Below are 15,844 nucleotides of genomic sequence, written 5' to 3'. Positions count from 1 at the left end.
AGAAGTGCAAAAATAGCCCTGTATAAAAAGTTTTGAAGACGCTCCTTGCAGTTGGAAAAACAAAAGCCACCCCTTAGATTCCGTGCTAAATGGCTTAGTGCGTCATCTATAAACAGTGCTTTCAAAACTTTTTAACAGGGTTTGATGTATATTTTATCCATCAAACTGACCTAAATAGGTATGCTATATTTTGCTTAATTAGTCGGCCCTCAAGTATTTTTTTGTATAAAAAAATATTTAATTGATATGTCTTCCTAATATTTGGATTTTAGGTTGTGCTCTATTTTTGCTAACCTCTATTATATAATAAAAAGTTTTAGATTAATATTCTTAGTTAGATAAGTTTTATTTTATGTGATTGTGAGGGTGTTAAGAATAACTTTCTTGTAATCAGTCGTAGATTATGACTAATAACACATAGAATAACGTTAAGATTATCCCCTAAAATACCTTTCAAATAGTTAACTGATAATTTACCATCTGATTTCATATGACCGATATGTGGTTCAATAGAAGATCTTCTTTTTATAGCTTTTTTTAGAGCAGGCGTTATACCCCTTTTAGTCTCACTTGTAAATATATTACATTCATTAACAGGTATATTATGACCTCTATAGGCTTTATCTACGAAAGCATATTTTACCTTGGTACCAGATAATTGCTCGGCTTGTAATAAACTCTTCTGCAAAGTATGGCCATCATAAGCATTAGGATGTATCGCTTCTGTAGAGACAATTAAACCTTTTTTATGGGTCAATGTAAATTGTACTTTACAACCATACTCATATGAATTTCTAAACTTACCTTTACTCACACAGTAGACCGAGGATTCATGGATACTATAAACTTTATCATTACTATTTTTTGATTGATTTATAAGTTTTTTACTTATAGATAGTAGTTGCGTAAATTGGTTGCGTATTAGATCATTAGACGATTTTATAGAACGTTCTACATCTCTTATTACCCGACCAAGATAGGTCTTTAATGTTTTAACGCCCTTGGATAAACGTTTATACTGTTTGGCATGAGCATACCTATCAACTTTACGTTTAATAGATAGACCTAACCGCTGATAAGTTTGACGAAGTTTAATACCTATTTTCTTGGCTATACTGACCAATTTTTCTCTGGCTTTATTAAGCAAAGAAGAGTCCGTTGGGTAACGGATATTTTTCTCCATTACACTAGTATCAGATATAACTTTTTCAAGTTCTTTTCGGGTCACTACTTTTTTTTTAGCGCTAAGTCTATAGTCATAAATAAGATTTTATTGAGACCTTCTTGACCTAATCTATGGCGCCAACGGGTCAATGAACTGGGGTTACAAAGTACCTTAAACTGAAAATAATAATATCCACAAAAGTATTGCCAATAAGGGTTTTCGACCCATCTAACCACTACTTGTTCATCAGAAATATTATTACATATGACTCATAATAAGAATCCCTATAATTAAACGAATAGGCAAAGGAGGTTGACCAAGTCCATAGCTAAAACCGCGGTCTAAATCTGATTCTAAGGAGTGCCAGGTAATCGAATCAGATAACTGGAATAAAGGATGTTTCGGGTTAAGAAAACTAGATAAGCGTTGCTCAAACAAAGGCTCAAGGCTATTATTTATTTTCTTAGATTTTATCTTTATTTTGCAAGCTTTTTATACAAAACAACCTATAAAACTGGTTATTAACCAATATAAATTTAACCATTTATTTGCTGATTAACAAATGATTATATAGTATTTCAGGGCCGACTAATTAAACTGGTTCATAGCATGTAGAATGCCTTTATTACACCAAGTTATTAATATTTGACAAGCTTTATGCAAGTGGTCATCTATTTTTTGTAATTCTTTTTCATTAAAATTATTTAAAACAAAATCTGAAAGTTTTCCTTTAGGGAAATCATTTCCAATGCCTATTCGAAGACGTGGATAGTGGTTTGAAGCTAAAGCATGGGCAATGCTTTTTAGGCCATTGTGGCCTCCATCAGCGCCTTTTGTCCGCAAACGCATTGTACCGAAAGGAAGCGTGATGTCATCTACAATCGTCAAACTTTGTTCAACCGGTATTTTTAAGTAGTCTAACCAATAGCGAACCGATTTACCACTATTATTCATATAGGTGGTAGGTTTAATCATATATACTTGATATCCATGGTGGATAAAAGAAGATATAGCAGCTAACCGACTTGCTTGAAAAACAACTTTTTGTTGAACTGCTAGATGATCTACTACTAAAAATCCTATATTATGCCTAGTATGAACATATTCTGGACCAATGTTTCCCAATCCAACTAGTAGTAATTTCATAGGTTATTTTAGACGCTATGGCTATTGATGGTACTTCGCAATCCCCAAAGGCAATTTATGATTACTTCCCTTTTTTCTCCTCTTTACTAGCTGCACTACGCAATGCCCTTGGAATCTCAATAGAGGCTACTGGTGTATTAGGCAAGGCTAAAATAGTATAATTTTCTATTGGAATTTGATGCACCCGTACAATCTGCCCCAAGTCAAGATGAGACACATCGATATCCACTATCGATGGCATATTATTTGGATAAGCTGAAATAGGCAGTTTTCTTTGCTTTTTAGAGAGCACTCCTCCTTTGGCTACACCAATTGCTTTGCCGACAAATGCGGTTGGAATATCCATTTTAATTTTTTTATTATCAAAAATTTGCAAAAAATCTACATGCAACATCATTTCACTTACTGGATGGAATTGCATCTCTTGTAAAACACATCTGTATATAGATCCTTCAATATTGAGGTCTACAAAATGGGCATGAGGTGTATAAATCAAATCACGTAAAAGCACCATAGGTACATAGAAATGTACTTGCTCAGTACCACCATATAGTACCCCTGGGACTTGTGCCGCTGCTCTTAGTTTTTTAGATTCGGCCTTACCGAGATTTGCTCTTTTATACCCTAAAATCTCTATTACTTTCATATTTGTGCTTTGTGATCAATTAAAAAGTTAACCCACCCTCCATCTGCATCTCTACATTCTATATGTTGAAACGACACACTGTAAGTTCGGGGTTTTTTTCCCAAAGTCGGACAATAAAATCTTCCTAATGGGTGTATATCTAGAATGCAACATATGACTAGTAGCTACCATTATGTGGCCATTACACTTGAAGAACCAAATTTAACAAAAAAAGTGTGGAGACAAAAAGTATAGTAGACTGAAAAATCGCATCCCCAACAATTAGGACAAACTTTTATAAATTTTGGTTTCTTCTTTTTCTTATTTGCTAGCCATATACATTAGTAATTTATTGATCTGATTTACAAGAAATTAGTATTTCTTACTTCATATGTATACTTATTTAATCAGTATTTTTTCTGCCTTTATTAGGCTATTATAGATAAAAAACAGATCTGATATGAGGTTACCTTACGCCACTTAATAAACTGTTAGGTCATTATCTTGCTTTTTATTAATTTTGAATGAATTTTGTTTTTGAAAAGATAGAAAAGTGTGTAAGCGAATTATTTATTTTGTGGCATATCTACTGGCTTTGCCCCTTTCTATTTGGGCTGAAGTTCTGACCTATAAAGCGGATCGGTTAGAAGGCGACGTGGTAGATAATAAGCCTTGTAAGAAACTAGAAGGGAATGTGGTCTTTACTTTCCATAAGAGTGGTATGGTATTAACTGCAGATAAAGCCTATCAATATGATGATCAGTCGCTGATAAAAGCGCAGGGCAATGTCAGAATTATGGATCAAGAAGGTGGCGTTGTAGAAAGTGTTTTTTTAACCTATTACTTATTACAAAAGCGAGCTATTTTCGAAAAAGATGTACGCTGTTCATCTAAAAAATCTATATTTTATACCCCTAAATTGATCTACGATGTGGAAAAAAAACAAGGTAAGTTTTTGACAGGGGGCAAGTTGGTACAAGATCAAATGGTTTTAACCAGTAGTAAAGGCCTCTATGATGGTGTCCATCATCAAGTTACCTTTTCCGATAAGGTGGTCTTAGTAGACCCTAGTTATACCTTCCATTCCGATCAGCTGGATTACGACACTCAATCAGAGGTTGCTTATTTTCGAGGTGCTACCAAAATTATTTATCGTGATGGGATACTTACAACCTCTAAGAGGGGCTATTATGCATTGCCTAAAAAACAGCTTGCTTTTGAACAAGGTGCACTTACTACAGAAAATATTACGCTTGCTGCAGACCACTTAGAGATTGTTAATGGCGAAGATTGCGCAGCTACTGGCCATGTCTCACTTTGTTCACAAAAGCATGATGCCTTAATAACTGGTGGTAAGGCTAGTTATGTTGGAAAAGAGAAAAAAGGCGTGATAACAGGTAGCCCATTATTAACCAAGGTAGTAAATAATGAAACGATCTATTTGCGTGCAGATACCTTTGTTATTTTAGAAAAAAATGAACCACCAGAGCAAGAAGTTCATGCTTTAAATCATGTTAGGCTCTACCAAAAAGTTGTACAGGGTGTTGCAGATGGCGCTGTTTACAATACCACTAAAAACAGCATTTATTTACATAATAAGCCGGTTATTTGGTGCGGTCAATATCAAATTACAGGAGAAGAAGTGCACTTGGCTATAGAGGAAGCAGAACATGTGCGTATGTATGTAGATAAAAATTTATTTATGGCCTCAGAAAATTTAGTTGGTCACTACAATCAAGTAAAAGGGAATAAACTGGTTGGACTTTTTAAAGAAGGTGTGATTGAGAAAATGTCGATAAGTGGTAATAGTGAAAGTATATATTTTGCCCTTGGGGATAAGAATGAGTTGGTAGGTATGAACCATATCAAGTGTAATGGTATGGAAATGGCTATGGTTGATAATGCATTGGCGGAAATGACTTGCCAACCCAAACCAATAGGGGTCTTTTACCCAGCAGAAAATTTAAAAGAAGATCAAATGAAATTACCTGGCTTTGTTTGGTTTGGTGAAAAATGGCCTACGAAAGCAACTATTTTAGAAGGATTGCTTAAAGATGTGACCGATCAAAATCCCTAGTTTTATCTATAAAAAATTGATTTTGAACCATCTATAACAACAGTCTTATATTGTAAAAAAAACTTTATAACCTACCCAATAGAACCAGCGCATCTACTAAGCGGAGCTATTCTAAATCTATATTTTTCCTATGTTTGCAACTGCATTGCCTAACCATCTACTGCTCTATATAAATATATCAACCGCTCGGCCCCTATTAAATACAAAAAAACCATACAATTTTTAACACTTTTTTAAGCGGTAAAGAATCATTTAAGGTTGTAATAAATAGGCTTTTATAAAGCCATCAATCGCACCATCCAGGACATTTTCTACATCTTTTCGTTCATACCCTGTTCGGTTGTCCTTAATAACTTTATAAGGATGTAATACATAGCTCCTAATTTGAGCGCCAAATTCAATCTTTTTTTTACTGCGTTCTATTTGTTGTTGTTTGGCTCTTCTTTTTTCTAGTTCTTGCTGATAGAGCTTAGATTTAAGCAATTGCAAAGCTTTCTCTCTATTTTGTAGCTGAGAGCGTTCTTGTTGGCATTCTACTACCGTTCCAGTTGGTATATGTTTTACACGAACTGCTGTTTCTACTTTATTAACATTTTGCCCACCGGCTCCACCAGATCGAAAGGTATCCCAACTTAGATCAGCAGGATTTATTTCAATTTTTATAGAATCATCGATAACAGGGGCTGCATATATGGAAGCAAAGGAGGTATGTCTTTTACCAGCCGCATCAAAGGGAGAGAGACGTACCAGTCGATGAATACCTACTTCTGCTTTGATGTACCCATAAGCATAGGGACCTATTACTTCCAACGTAACGGCCTTTATACCAGCACTATCCCCTGGCTGGTAATGAATTACTTTAACAGTATAGCCCTGTTTGGCTGCCCACATGGTATACATACGCACCAACATATGGGCCCAATCTTGGCTTTCTGTACCACCTGCACCTGGCTTTATATCTATGATCGCATTTAAATGATCCTCTTCTCCATCCAACATTTTTTTTAATTCAACCGCTTCTAACAAAGTAACAAGCCCAGATGCTACAAGGGACAGCTCTTCTTGCGCCATTGTATCTTCTTCAAATAAAGATTCTAATAAAAGCAGTTCATCCCATTGGTTCTGTAAGGTATTGAATTGATCAATAGTTTCTTTTAAAGTTTTTATTTTTTGAATGGTTTGTTGCGCTTCAGCTGGGTTTGACCAAAATAAAGGAGAAGCAACCGCTGATTCTAACCACTGTAATTGTCTGTTTTTATCAGCATAGTCAAAGAAAGTCCCTTAAGGCCTCTATTCTTTCTCCTAGGTGGGGGTACTTGGTTTTCATAAAACTTATTTTATATAAACTAATTTTTTGTAAAATGAATCCGATTGCCTATAGCATGTTCTACTTGATCCGGGGCGAAGATATGATGGGTAACGCGTATCGTTTTTTTATCTTTAGTAAGTTCACTTAGTGGATTACTATAATCCTGAATTGTATTAAGGAAAGTATAGATCGTTGTATAGGTGGACTCTTTAAAAAAGGAGGCTAAATCCAAACTTTTCACTAAGGAATTATCATATTGCTGGTAAAAAAGTAGCTTCTTTGCAATACCATTTAGATCCTCTCGGGTAAAAAGCAGATCATCAAGACTAAAATAGGTAATCTTAGGAGGATCCAACCCTTCATTAAGCTCTCCTATTGCTTCATTAAGTGCTTGAAGTGTATTAAAGTTAAACACCAACTTAAATTTGAGCATCTTTTCATTATATGCTATATCTACCTGGCTAATACCCGCTATTTTTTCAAATTTTGCGCTAGCATTACTAAATGCTTTATAACCTATAGCTTTAGTTACATCTTTATAATTTTTATTTAAGTATTTAATAACCGAAATTAAATGACTGGTCTTCGTTAAATCTACTTCAATGCTAAATTGACCAGATCCATCTTTATTAAAATCGGCCCTCTCTATAAAATCTACTCCTAAAGCAAAGCTATTAGAGCGCGATTGAAAAAAAAAGAGCAATAGAAAAACTACAAACCTTGCTTTTGGGGGCTGGATCGGCATAAAGAATAAAAAACTAAAAATAAAAAAATAGCTGCGCTTTACATCCAATACTTTGTGTAGATGGACAATCACATGATAAATATATTATTTCTATTAAACAATAGCTATTATTTTATTTATAACCTATAAGCCACTAAAAGTAGCAGCATAATTTGAAATGACTCAAAAGTATGAAACTTTCATAAAATTTATGTTGGTTTATGGAAAGGTAAGCTATTATCTAGCCGCCTTTACCTTTAACCCATAACGGATTTAATCTATGACTTTGTTGCATGAATAGAATAAATCTTTTGCTGTCTTAATATGTTATTTACATTTAAATAGTAAATTTATATTTTTTGTTCAAACAGGTGACTAAATTAAGTTAAATTAATTAAAACATGAATGCTGGACTGCAACATTTTAATTTGATAATCAATTGTAAAAATTTAATAGAATTTATTTATCAACAGCTGTATAAAGAATAGTTTAGATAAACTATTCTAGTTATCAGGTTCTTATATTATAAATTACTTTATAAAATCAGGTAAAATCGCTAATTTTTTAGTAAAAATACCAATACAATACTATTTTAAAACTTCTGTAAATCAAGTAAATAAATAGATAATGCACGTTTGAATATACTTCATAGATCACCATGAAAATATAAATTTTAAACTATTCATCCAACGAATTTATCTAGCATGCACGTTAGTACCTTGAATACAGAAAATTAAATATATGATTATTAGAGATTTAATTATATTAGGATGTAGTGCACAGTATTCAACTCGATTTCGGAATAATGGGGCTTATCTTCTTCGATGGAATAGAGAAGGGCTTTTATTTGATCCTGGAGAGGGGACACAAAGGCAATTTATTTTTGCAGAAATAGCTCCTTCTACTGTTACAAGAATTTTTATTAGCCATTTTCATGGAGATCATTGTTTAGGACTTGGTTTCATATTGATGCGCCTCAATCTAGATGGGGTCAAGCGTCCCATATATTGTTACTATCCATCAACTGGCAAAGTATATTTTGACCGTTTGCGCTATGGAACGGCTAATAAAAATGATATTCAAGTCATTGACTATCCGGTTGCTAAAGAAGGAGTGGTGCACAAAGATGATAAATTTACAATTGAAGCTAAATTTCTTGATCATAGAGTTGATAATATACGATGGCGCATCACGGAAGCTGATTCTATAAAATTTGATAAAGAAAAACTCCAAGCCAAAAATATTTCAGGGGTGCAGGTTCGAGACCTCCAAGAAAGAGGTACTTTAAGCCTAAATGGGCGCACTGTTTTGCGCTCCGAGGTAAGCGAAATACACAAGGGGGATATTTTTGCTTATGTCATCGACACTAAATATTGTCAAAATGCTGTTGATTTAGCAAAAGGAGCCAAGCTTTTGTTATGTGAAAGTACCTATTTAGAACAACATAAAAGTCTTGCGCTTTATTATGCCCACATGACATCAAAACAAGCTGCTACTATTGGTAAACAAGCAGGGGTTCAAAAATTAATTTTAACGCATTTTTCTGCGCGTTATCTGGATCTAAGTCTCTTTGCTGAAGAAGCAAAGCTCATTTTCCCCAATGTAGAAACGGCAGACGATTTAAAGCGGTTTGACTTTCCTAAAGGGGACTTTGAAATGTAAATCTTTGATTGTGTTCCATACCCCTGTATACAAATAATAAAATTAGTGCTGCTGAAGAAAAAAGCTTCTAAAATAGGGTGGAAATTTTGGAGCAATAGCAACGTGACTTGCAAAACAGGTATCTACCTTTAACCATTTTGATAATATAATGGCCAAATAATATCTAAAATACAATATAAAGAGCAAAGCGATATACAATCAAATATAGACGCGGCAGAACCGAATGAACCAAAGCATATAATCATGAACACCTTAAAAAAAAAGGTTTTAGAAGCTTTACGTAAAGTAGATGACCCCGATTTAAAGCAAGACCTAGTTTCATTGGGTATGATTGATCATCTTGATATACATGGTTCTACCATTTCTTTTACGATTATACTGACTACCCCAGCTTGTCCATTACAAGAAGTAATCAGACAGGCATGTATACAAGCCATTCGTAAAGCTGTAACGAGTGATTTTGAAATCAGCATTCAGTTTACCTCAAAAGTTACTTCAGGGCGTTCCAAATCCGCTATATTACCTGGTGTCAAAAATATTATTGCCATTGCTTCTGGTAAGGGTGGCGTTGGCAAATCTACAATTGCTACCCATTTGGCGCTGGCGTTATCCAACCATGGTGCAGATGTAGGACTGTTAGATGCAGATATATTTGGACCATCTATTCCGACGATGTGGGGTTGTGAAACCACTAAACCAACTGTAGGCAAAGAGGCTGGGAAGAACTTTATTATACCTATCAATCGCCATAAGGTGAAATTACTTTCTATTGGGTTTTTATCCAATATGGAAGAGGCCATTGTATGGCGTGGCCCTATGGCCAGTGCTGCTTTTAAGCAATTATTACAAGATGCAAATTGGGGTGTATTAGACTATTTATTAATCGACCTACCCCCTGGTACCAGTGATATTCACCTTACTTTGGTACAAAGTATTGCTGTTACAGGGGTAGTAGTGGTTACTACACCACAAAAAATTGCATTAATAGATGCCACAAAGGCGATTGCTATGTTTAAAAAAGAACAGATCAAGGTGCCTATACTGGGGCTGATAGAAAATATGTCCTACTTCTCAACAGAAAAAACAGATGGGGCCCATCTCTATCATATTTTTGGAAAGGATGGAGGTACACTACTGGCAAAACAAGCATCCATACCTTTTTTAGGCCAAATTCCATTGCTTCCTACGATTTGCCAACAGGGAGATGTAGGTGTCCTACCTGGGCAAACTATCGAACCTTTTAACAAAATTGCAGAAAGACTAGCACAACAAGTAGCCATCCAAAATGCCACCTATGCTGGTTCAACCAATGGCGTTAACTGAACGCTATTCATTTTGTCCTTCAATTTTATCCAACAAAATCTTTCTAGGGAGCTCTAATAGGCTTGGTGCATTGCAATTTGTTCTTTAAATTTAAACAAACATTTGGCCTAGATGTTTAACAGCCGTTTAGCCCCTTTGTATTGCATGGCAAGATGTTAAAAAATGATTATAAGCTAAGGTAAACCAACTAAGATCCATATGCAAGCACCTACTCACCTATCTCCACAAGGATGTATTTTTTGTCAAATCATAGCTGGGCAAGCACCTTGTCATAAAGTGTGGGAAAGGGTAGATTATATGGCTTTTCTATCTATATTTCCTAATACAGAGGGGTTTACAGTGGTAATACCTAAGCGTCACCTGAGTAGCTATATTTTTGATCATGGCCCAGAACAGATCAATGGGTTAATGGCAGCCGCTAAACAGGTATCCAACCTATTGGTGCATAAGTTTCCAACCGTTGCTAGAACAGCTCTTGTATTTGAAGGATATGGTGTAAACCACTTACATGCCAAATTAATCCCTCTGCATGGCACCAAAGGTGGTCCGAAGCTTGCCTCCACGATCAAAACCAAATTTGATCAATACCCTGGTTACATTTCTTCTCATGATGCAGCACGGGAATCGGATGAAAAATTAGCAGCAATAGCTAACTTTTTAAAAAATTAGTGTCTGTTAGAAGAACCAGTGATAAATTTTGAAAAAATCCCTACCATATGCTTCTAACCAACCTGGCTTAATCATTACATTATTGTATAAATAATGTAACATAATTTTTTTCGTATACGCCACTAATATTGTCCCGAAGATGCAACCTATTGGGCCACGTTTGGGTATTTTTGATGAATGGTTAAAAAAAGCTTAGATGGATGCAACGGATCAAAAATTATAAGAAAGATCAAAACAATTTGATAAAAATTGATTAGATTCATAAAAAGAAGACCAGGTAAGCAGCCTTGTTATAAGCTTGTAATTTGGGAATAGGGTAAACAGTGTGCTTCAGGTCAAAATAAGCATTATCCCTTTACCCATCTGACAACGTTACTGTTTCAAACAGTGTAAAAACCCATTTGTAAAAAATTGCGGTGAGACCGCACCAGCTTACTAGATAGAACACCCAATTGTTCATCTGGAAGGCCAGAGGAGTGGCTTCTGCAATGCGTTTTTACCAGCAGTCTGAACAAGTATCAATAAGCAGCTTGGCCGAAAATAGTCGAACCATCTAATAAAAGATTAATTGTTATATCATGAATCAATTTGAAATATTAAAAACATTGGTACTTTCACTAGAAGATGAGTTTTATAAATTCTATGAAAAGAACAATAAAGCAGCTGGAGGAAGAATTCGTAAGGGTATGCAGACGCTAAAAAAAATTGCACAAGAAATCCGAATGAATGTATTGGCCTCTAAAGCACCTACCAACGATCTGAAGGATACAGATAATACATAGCTAAAAATATTCAAGGTATGATGAAGCAAAAATATTTGATTAATAATTTGTTTGCACTTGTTTAGTCCGGTGTATAGCTAGGCCTAAAGATTGTAATTAGAAAAAAGGTACTTGCAGATAGAGAGCCAAGTGGTCTGTATAGGATAGCAAACAACCTAAACGGTGGATTATAGTTACTGTAGACCAGTTATATATGTTAGTTATAGAAAGTTTTTGCTTTTTTACGCCATAAGCTATAATTCCAGCAATCAAATTGACACAGAAATTAGGTATGCTGCTCTGTCTGGAGTGTTCTATCTGGCTAATATTGTTAAGCTAATCTATTATAGCTTCAATAATAGAACGTTTTGTTAACATCAATGTATCCCAAAGGGGGATAAAGGCATAAATTTTATTAAAAACCCATCTATCATATAGTATATTTCTACTAATTTGTTTATATTCATAGCAGGCTCCTTTGGTTATTCGGGTTACTCTTCAATTCTCCAAATTTAAAACACAAAGGAGCTTATTTAAAATTAAATATTAAAATCTCATCCAGCGTTCAGGTTAATATATATATATATATATTAATTTGATTATCAATTATAGTAATAGGAAAGATTAAAATAATTTTTCCTCAATTTTGTTGTATTGATCTTAAATTAAATAAGTACAAATAGATATTTACATACCATCAGATGATATGCTTCTTACACTGAAAAGATAGCTAAAAACTGTTACTTATTTTCTAATTAAAATAATGTGGGTTTACTTGTATTGAAGTATACTATTTTTAATATAAAGAATCACATAGTTCAGTTATTCAAGCTTTAGGAGAGCTTTGTTCTATAAGATATAATAGCTAAGGCTAAAATACCAAGCGTTTATTGGGTAAACAAAAATGTTTTTTTCGATAAAAAGAAAATAAAATTTTTAGGGAATTTGTTAAATTCCAAAAGAAAAATGCATAAAAATAGCCCCTTAAAAAGGCTACTTCTTAATTTTAGTTAACCACCGGTTTTAATGTAAGCATTAATTCCCAAAAGGATTAACAATAAAGGCTATGTTAACAAAAGAAAAAATCCTTGAAAAGGCTGAAGGAGAGGCATCCCTTATCCGCCATTTAGTTCCTGCATTTAATTCAAATGTAAGAAAAAAAAATTATAAATCTATATTCTCTGAAAAATATGATAAACTGAGTTTATCAATTTATTTTGATAAAGGCAGATGGAAGTTTAAATCTTTACTATTGAATATATACCCTATTCAGAATCTTTTATTGCTAAGCTATATCTAAAATACTGGGACCAATATGGTATTGATCGATCTGTTTTAGATCGGTTTGATGTAAGACAAGTAAGCTACTTATCTTACACAAGTAATTCAGGAAGATCGTTGTCTTTTAAATATGCTGTAAAAAATCAGATTATAGCAGCCTATCATATAGAAGATAGAGTTAAAGTATATGTCCCAGAAGTATCATCTTCTTTTTCAGATGATATTTCTTTTAGAGGCCAGAAACAGTCATTTTCCTATAAAAACCAAACCAAGGATGATGTTTTTGGTCTATCTCAGTTGCCAGAAGGAGATTTAGACTATGTATTGTTTAGAGGAGGGGAAAAAGATTGTATGAGCGGGCATGCGCATGGATTTTTTAACGTAATTTCTTTGCAATCAGAACACCAAATGCCAAGTGATGATTTGCTGAAAAGTTTACGTAGTAGAACTGCTGTGTTGTTAAGTTGTTATGGTAATGATTGGACCGGTAAGAACGCTTCTAAGAAATTATGAGATATTTATGGAATGGTATCAATTCCTTTACCGAAAGAAGTAAAAGATATAGCTGAATATTTTCAAAAATATGATTCTGTTGATTTCCAGTTTTTATTAGATAAATGTATCCAACAATCAAAACTAGTTTCTATGCATTCCATTAATGTTCCTAAGGTTAAAGAAAGAGTTAATACTAAACGTGGTAGGATAGAATCCTATTTGAATAGTAAGTTTAATTTTAGGTTGAATATACTTACGCAACAGCGAGAGATGAGTACTAAAAAGAATAGTGATGTATGGGAAAAAATTAATATTCATGAGCTAATAGATAATCTGGATAGACATGGTTTTTCATGTTCTTTAAGTCTAATTAATTGTATATTAAAGTCTTTTTTCGTACAACCTTTTAATCCTATAGAAGATTATTTTCTAGCTTTTGAAAAGAATGAATTTGATAGTAGTCAAGATTATATTCATCAATTATCTAGTTATGTTCATTTAAAAAATCCCACACCTGATAATATTCACTATTGGTATACCCATCTTAAAAAGTGGATGATTAGGGCTGTTCGTACTCTTTTTGTAGATGAAGAAATGAATAAGCATGCTCTAATATTATGTTCTCCTAAGAAAAATGTAGGTAAGAGTTATTTTTTCCGTTTCTTATGCCCTCCCTGTCTTAGGAAATATTATAATGGTAATCCATCTATAGGTAATGAAAAAAGTTTGCAAAAATCATTGATCAGAAGCTTTATTATAAATCTAGATGAACTGCACCGATTTCGTTCTAGTACAAGCGTTTTGAGGGCTTTGTTATCGCAGCGTTATGTAAACGTACGTTTGCCTTATGAAAAACATGAGACTATAGGATCACGTATAGCGTCCTTTGTAGGTAATACTAATACTATTAAATTCTTGTCGTCGGCAATGGGTTATAGTAGATGGATTTGTATTGAAATAGATTCTATTTCGTATCTAGATGATATAGCGGAGGATATTTTAGAAAAGTCCTGGGCTCAGGCTTATCATTTATACAAATTGGATGAAGAAAGTGGGGAATTGAGTGCGGATGATTGGTCACAGTTAAAAACACGTTCTGATTACTTTACTGCTAAGTCTAGAGAAGTTAAATGGGTAACCTAGTATCTTTCACCTTCCAAAAAGAAGAGAAGGTGAATTTATGACAGCTACATACCCTAGATCGGTCTGGGAAAAGCACATTAGTATTTACGTTAGCAGATTTATTAGACGCTGATATTATTGATCACGATAACCTTTTAGATATTCGATCACGATAGTTCAATTAGTAAACTTTTTTGATTTAAATAAAAAAATCTTACCATATAAATGATACCATATCTATAGTAGGTTATATAACTTTTTAATCATTTTATTTATGATATTTTTGAATATGCCTATTGTAATAGTAGGCGCTTTTTTGTTGTTAACCTTAGTGGTAGGCATTTGCTTTAGTAGAAAAAAAACTACTTTTCGAGAATATGCGGTGGGGAATAAAAAATTTTCTACGGCTACTTTGATAGCTACGGTGTTGGCTACTAGTTATGGGGCAGGAGGATTAATACGTAACGTAGAATGTGACTATGAATTTGGTTTATACTGGATGATTATTTTAATTTTTAACTGCTTTTGTTCTTGGACTATTAGTAGGTTAGTATTACGTATGGGTCCATTTATGAGCCATTTATCGAGTCTGTCTATATAAGTGTGTAAATATAAACCCTAAAAAATATTTACACACTTATATAGACAGACTCCTATCAAATCATACAATACTTCTTTATTAAATTTTTAAGAATCGCAACTGTTTCTGCATCGGGCTCACCTGAATAGTTACTAGGTCTAAAATGCATTTGAAATGATATTAATGTATTTCGTGTATCTATATCTAATGTACCCGTAATATTAACGGGGTAACCATACGTTTTTAAGTCCTTTTGAAGTTGCTCAATATCTATGTTGATTTTTTGTTTTAAATCAAGTTCGGATGCATCATAAAAAGCACCTACACCATTTTCATAAAGTTTCTTCCAAGGAAAAAAAGGACCTGGGTCTTGCTTTCTTCCAGGAGCTATGTCAGCATGACCTACTATATTAGTAGGTTTAATACCATAGTCTTGAACAATTTGTTTAGCCAATAATATAATAGTTTCTATTTGATAATCAGTAAATGGTTCCCAAATTCGTTTACCGTTTTCGTCTTTATAACCTAAATTTACTATTTCTATACCTATAGAAGTATCATTTAGATTAGTACGATTTTTCCATGCACTAACACCTGCATGCCAAGACCGTTTATGATCAGGTACTAAATTAAAAACTTTTCTTGCTCCATCTAGAGCTGTTTTTGGAACTAAATAATGAGCACTAACACCTGTAAATTGACCTGTTAAGGCGGTTAAGGACTCTTCCAAGTCTAATGCGGTATAGTGCATCACTAAACTTGATATACGCCGATTGAAATTCTTAGAAGGATGACTATAATCAATTATTATGGATTCATTTGAATCCTTAGGGATATTATATTCCATATTCATATAGTATTTAGGTTTAGGAAGAAGTCTCAACATTATATACAGTTGCTTTAGC

14 protein-coding genes and 2 pseudogenes are annotated in these 15,844 nt (G+C 33.8%); 9 read left to right on the top strand and 7 right to left on the bottom strand.

Going from position 1 to position 15,844, the window contains the following annotated elements; translation table 11 throughout:
* Positions 1 to 343: 343 nt before the first annotated feature.
* The 3 genes and pseudogenes from AL022_RS04235 to AL022_RS01365 form a co-directional block, all read right to left on the bottom strand.
* Positions 344 to 1,639 (bottom strand): annotated as a pseudogene (locus AL022_RS04235) (IS5 family transposase); the annotation flags it as partial.
* Between the two features lie 114 nt (positions 1,640 to 1,753).
* A complete protein-coding gene (gene pth / locus AL022_RS01370; protein WP_014934454.1) occupies positions 1,754 to 2,311 on the bottom strand; it encodes an aminoacyl-tRNA hydrolase in 558 nt (185 codons plus the stop codon).
* A 61-nt stretch (positions 2,312 to 2,372) separates the two neighbouring features.
* Positions 2,373 to 2,957, bottom strand: a complete 585-nt coding sequence (locus AL022_RS01365; RefSeq protein ID WP_014934453.1) for a 50S ribosomal protein L25/general stress protein Ctc — start codon at positions 2,955 to 2,957, stop codon at positions 2,373 to 2,375.
* 556 nt (positions 2,958 to 3,513) lie between these two features.
* On the opposite strand from AL022_RS01365, the gene AL022_RS01360 reads away from it, so the two are divergent.
* Positions 3,514 to 5,013, top strand: coding sequence for an OstA-like protein (locus AL022_RS01360; RefSeq protein WP_041546057.1), 1,500 nt, complete (start codon positions 3,514 to 3,516; stop codon positions 5,011 to 5,013).
* A 252-nt stretch (positions 5,014 to 5,265) separates the two neighbouring features.
* Here AL022_RS01360 and prfB read toward each other — a convergent pair.
* A protein-coding gene (prfB, locus tag AL022_RS01355) for a peptide chain release factor 2 (RefSeq protein WP_242388190.1) occupies positions 5,266 to 6,340 on the bottom strand; the annotation gives its coding sequence in 2 pieces (ribosomal slippage) (positions 5,266 to 6,282 and positions 6,284 to 6,340; 1,074 coding nt in all).
* 19 nt (positions 6,341 to 6,359) lie between these two features.
* The gene (locus AL022_RS01350) at positions 6,360 to 7,139 is read right to left on the bottom strand and encodes a hypothetical protein (protein ID WP_014934449.1); all 780 of its coding nucleotides are present in this window, start codon (positions 7,137 to 7,139) and stop codon (positions 6,360 to 6,362) included.
* A gap of 648 nt (positions 7,140 to 7,787) precedes the next feature.
* On the opposite strand from AL022_RS01350, the gene AL022_RS01345 reads away from it, so the two are divergent.
* The 4 genes from AL022_RS01345 to AL022_RS01330 all read left to right on the top strand — a co-directional run bounded on the left by AL022_RS01345 (position 7,788) and on the right by AL022_RS01330 (position 11,482).
* Positions 7,788 to 8,708, top strand: a complete 921-nt coding sequence (locus AL022_RS01345) for a ribonuclease Z (protein WP_014934448.1) — start codon at positions 7,788 to 7,790, stop codon at positions 8,706 to 8,708.
* A gap of 243 nt (positions 8,709 to 8,951) precedes the next feature.
* Positions 8,952 to 10,031, top strand: coding sequence for an Mrp/NBP35 family ATP-binding protein (locus tag AL022_RS01340; RefSeq protein WP_014934447.1), 1,080 nt, complete (start codon positions 8,952 to 8,954; stop codon positions 10,029 to 10,031).
* Positions 10,032 to 10,229: 198 nt separating this feature from the next.
* A complete protein-coding gene (locus tag AL022_RS01335; RefSeq protein ID WP_014934446.1) occupies positions 10,230 to 10,700 on the top strand; it encodes an HIT family protein in 471 nt (156 codons plus the stop codon).
* 578 nt (positions 10,701 to 11,278) lie between these two features.
* Entirely contained in the window at positions 11,279 to 11,482 is a 204-nt protein-coding gene (locus AL022_RS01330; RefSeq protein WP_014934444.1) for a hypothetical protein, read from the top strand.
* A 173-nt stretch (positions 11,483 to 11,655) separates the two neighbouring features.
* Here AL022_RS01330 and AL022_RS04230 read toward each other — a convergent pair.
* Positions 11,656 to 11,866, bottom strand: a pseudogene (locus AL022_RS04230) (transposase); the annotation flags it as partial.
* 661 nt (positions 11,867 to 12,527) lie between these two features.
* Between AL022_RS04230 and AL022_RS04580 the strand changes: the two are divergent.
* The 4 genes from AL022_RS04580 (at position 12,528) to AL022_RS01310 (ending at position 14,960) form a co-directional block, all read left to right on the top strand.
* On the top strand, positions 12,528 to 12,761 hold the full coding sequence (locus tag AL022_RS04580) for a hypothetical protein (protein ID WP_014934442.1): 234 nt from the start codon (positions 12,528 to 12,530) through the stop codon (positions 12,759 to 12,761).
* Positions 12,762 to 12,859: 98 nt separating this feature from the next.
* Complete coding sequence (locus AL022_RS04575; RefSeq protein ID WP_014934441.1) at positions 12,860 to 13,255, top strand: toprim domain-containing protein; 396 nt, start codon at positions 12,860 to 12,862, stop codon at positions 13,253 to 13,255.
* Between the two features lie 12 nt (positions 13,256 to 13,267).
* Positions 13,268 to 14,380, top strand: coding sequence for a VapE domain-containing protein (locus tag AL022_RS04570; RefSeq protein ID WP_014934440.1), 1,113 nt, complete (start codon positions 13,268 to 13,270; stop codon positions 14,378 to 14,380).
* Between the two features lie 268 nt (positions 14,381 to 14,648).
* Positions 14,649 to 14,960: an SLC5/6 family protein gene (locus tag AL022_RS01310; RefSeq protein ID WP_148269031.1), complete on the top strand. Its 312-nt coding sequence runs from the start codon at positions 14,649 to 14,651 to the stop codon at positions 14,958 to 14,960.
* Between the two features lie 55 nt (positions 14,961 to 15,015).
* Here AL022_RS01310 and AL022_RS01305 read toward each other — a convergent pair whose 3' ends face one another.
* Entirely contained in the window at positions 15,016 to 15,792 is a 777-nt protein-coding gene (locus tag AL022_RS01305) for an N-acetylmuramoyl-L-alanine amidase (RefSeq protein ID WP_242388188.1), read from the bottom strand.
* Positions 15,793 to 15,844: the final 52 nt, after the last annotated feature.

The organism is Cardinium endosymbiont cEper1 of Encarsia pergandiella, from assembly GCF_000304455.1.
Lineage (GTDB): Bacteria > Bacteroidota > Bacteroidia > Cytophagales > Amoebophilaceae > Cardinium.
This window is presented reverse-complemented; position numbering and strand designations above follow the sequence as displayed.

What these genes read in the sequence shown, in the direction of transcription:
- pth (WP_014934454.1), bottom strand. Translation starts at nt 2,311, where the DNA reads ATGAAATTACTACTAGTTGGATTGGGAAACATTGGTCCAGAATATGTT.
- AL022_RS01365 (WP_014934453.1), bottom strand. Translation starts at nt 2,957, where the DNA reads ATGAAAGTAATAGAGATTTTAGGGTATAAAAGAGCAAATCTCGGTAAG.
- AL022_RS01345 (WP_014934448.1), top strand. Translation starts at nt 7,788, where the DNA reads ATGATTATTAGAGATTTAATTATATTAGGATGTAGTGCACAGTATTCA.
- AL022_RS01340 (WP_014934447.1), top strand. Translation starts at nt 8,952, where the DNA reads ATGAACACCTTAAAAAAAAAGGTTTTAGAAGCTTTACGTAAAGTAGAT.
- AL022_RS01335 (WP_014934446.1), top strand. Translation starts at nt 10,230, where the DNA reads ATGCAAGCACCTACTCACCTATCTCCACAAGGATGTATTTTTTGTCAA.
- AL022_RS01330 (WP_014934444.1), top strand. Translation starts at nt 11,279, where the DNA reads ATGAATCAATTTGAAATATTAAAAACATTGGTACTTTCACTAGAAGAT.
- AL022_RS04580 (WP_014934442.1), top strand. Translation starts at nt 12,528, where the DNA reads ATGTTAACAAAAGAAAAAATCCTTGAAAAGGCTGAAGGAGAGGCATCC.
- AL022_RS04570 (WP_014934440.1), top strand. Translation starts at nt 13,268, where the DNA reads ATGGTATCAATTCCTTTACCGAAAGAAGTAAAAGATATAGCTGAATAT.
- AL022_RS01310 (WP_148269031.1), top strand. Translation starts at nt 14,649, where the DNA reads ATGCCTATTGTAATAGTAGGCGCTTTTTTGTTGTTAACCTTAGTGGTA.
- AL022_RS01305 (WP_242388188.1), bottom strand. Translation starts at nt 15,792, where the DNA reads ATGAATATGGAATATAATATCCCTAAGGATTCAAATGAATCCATAATA.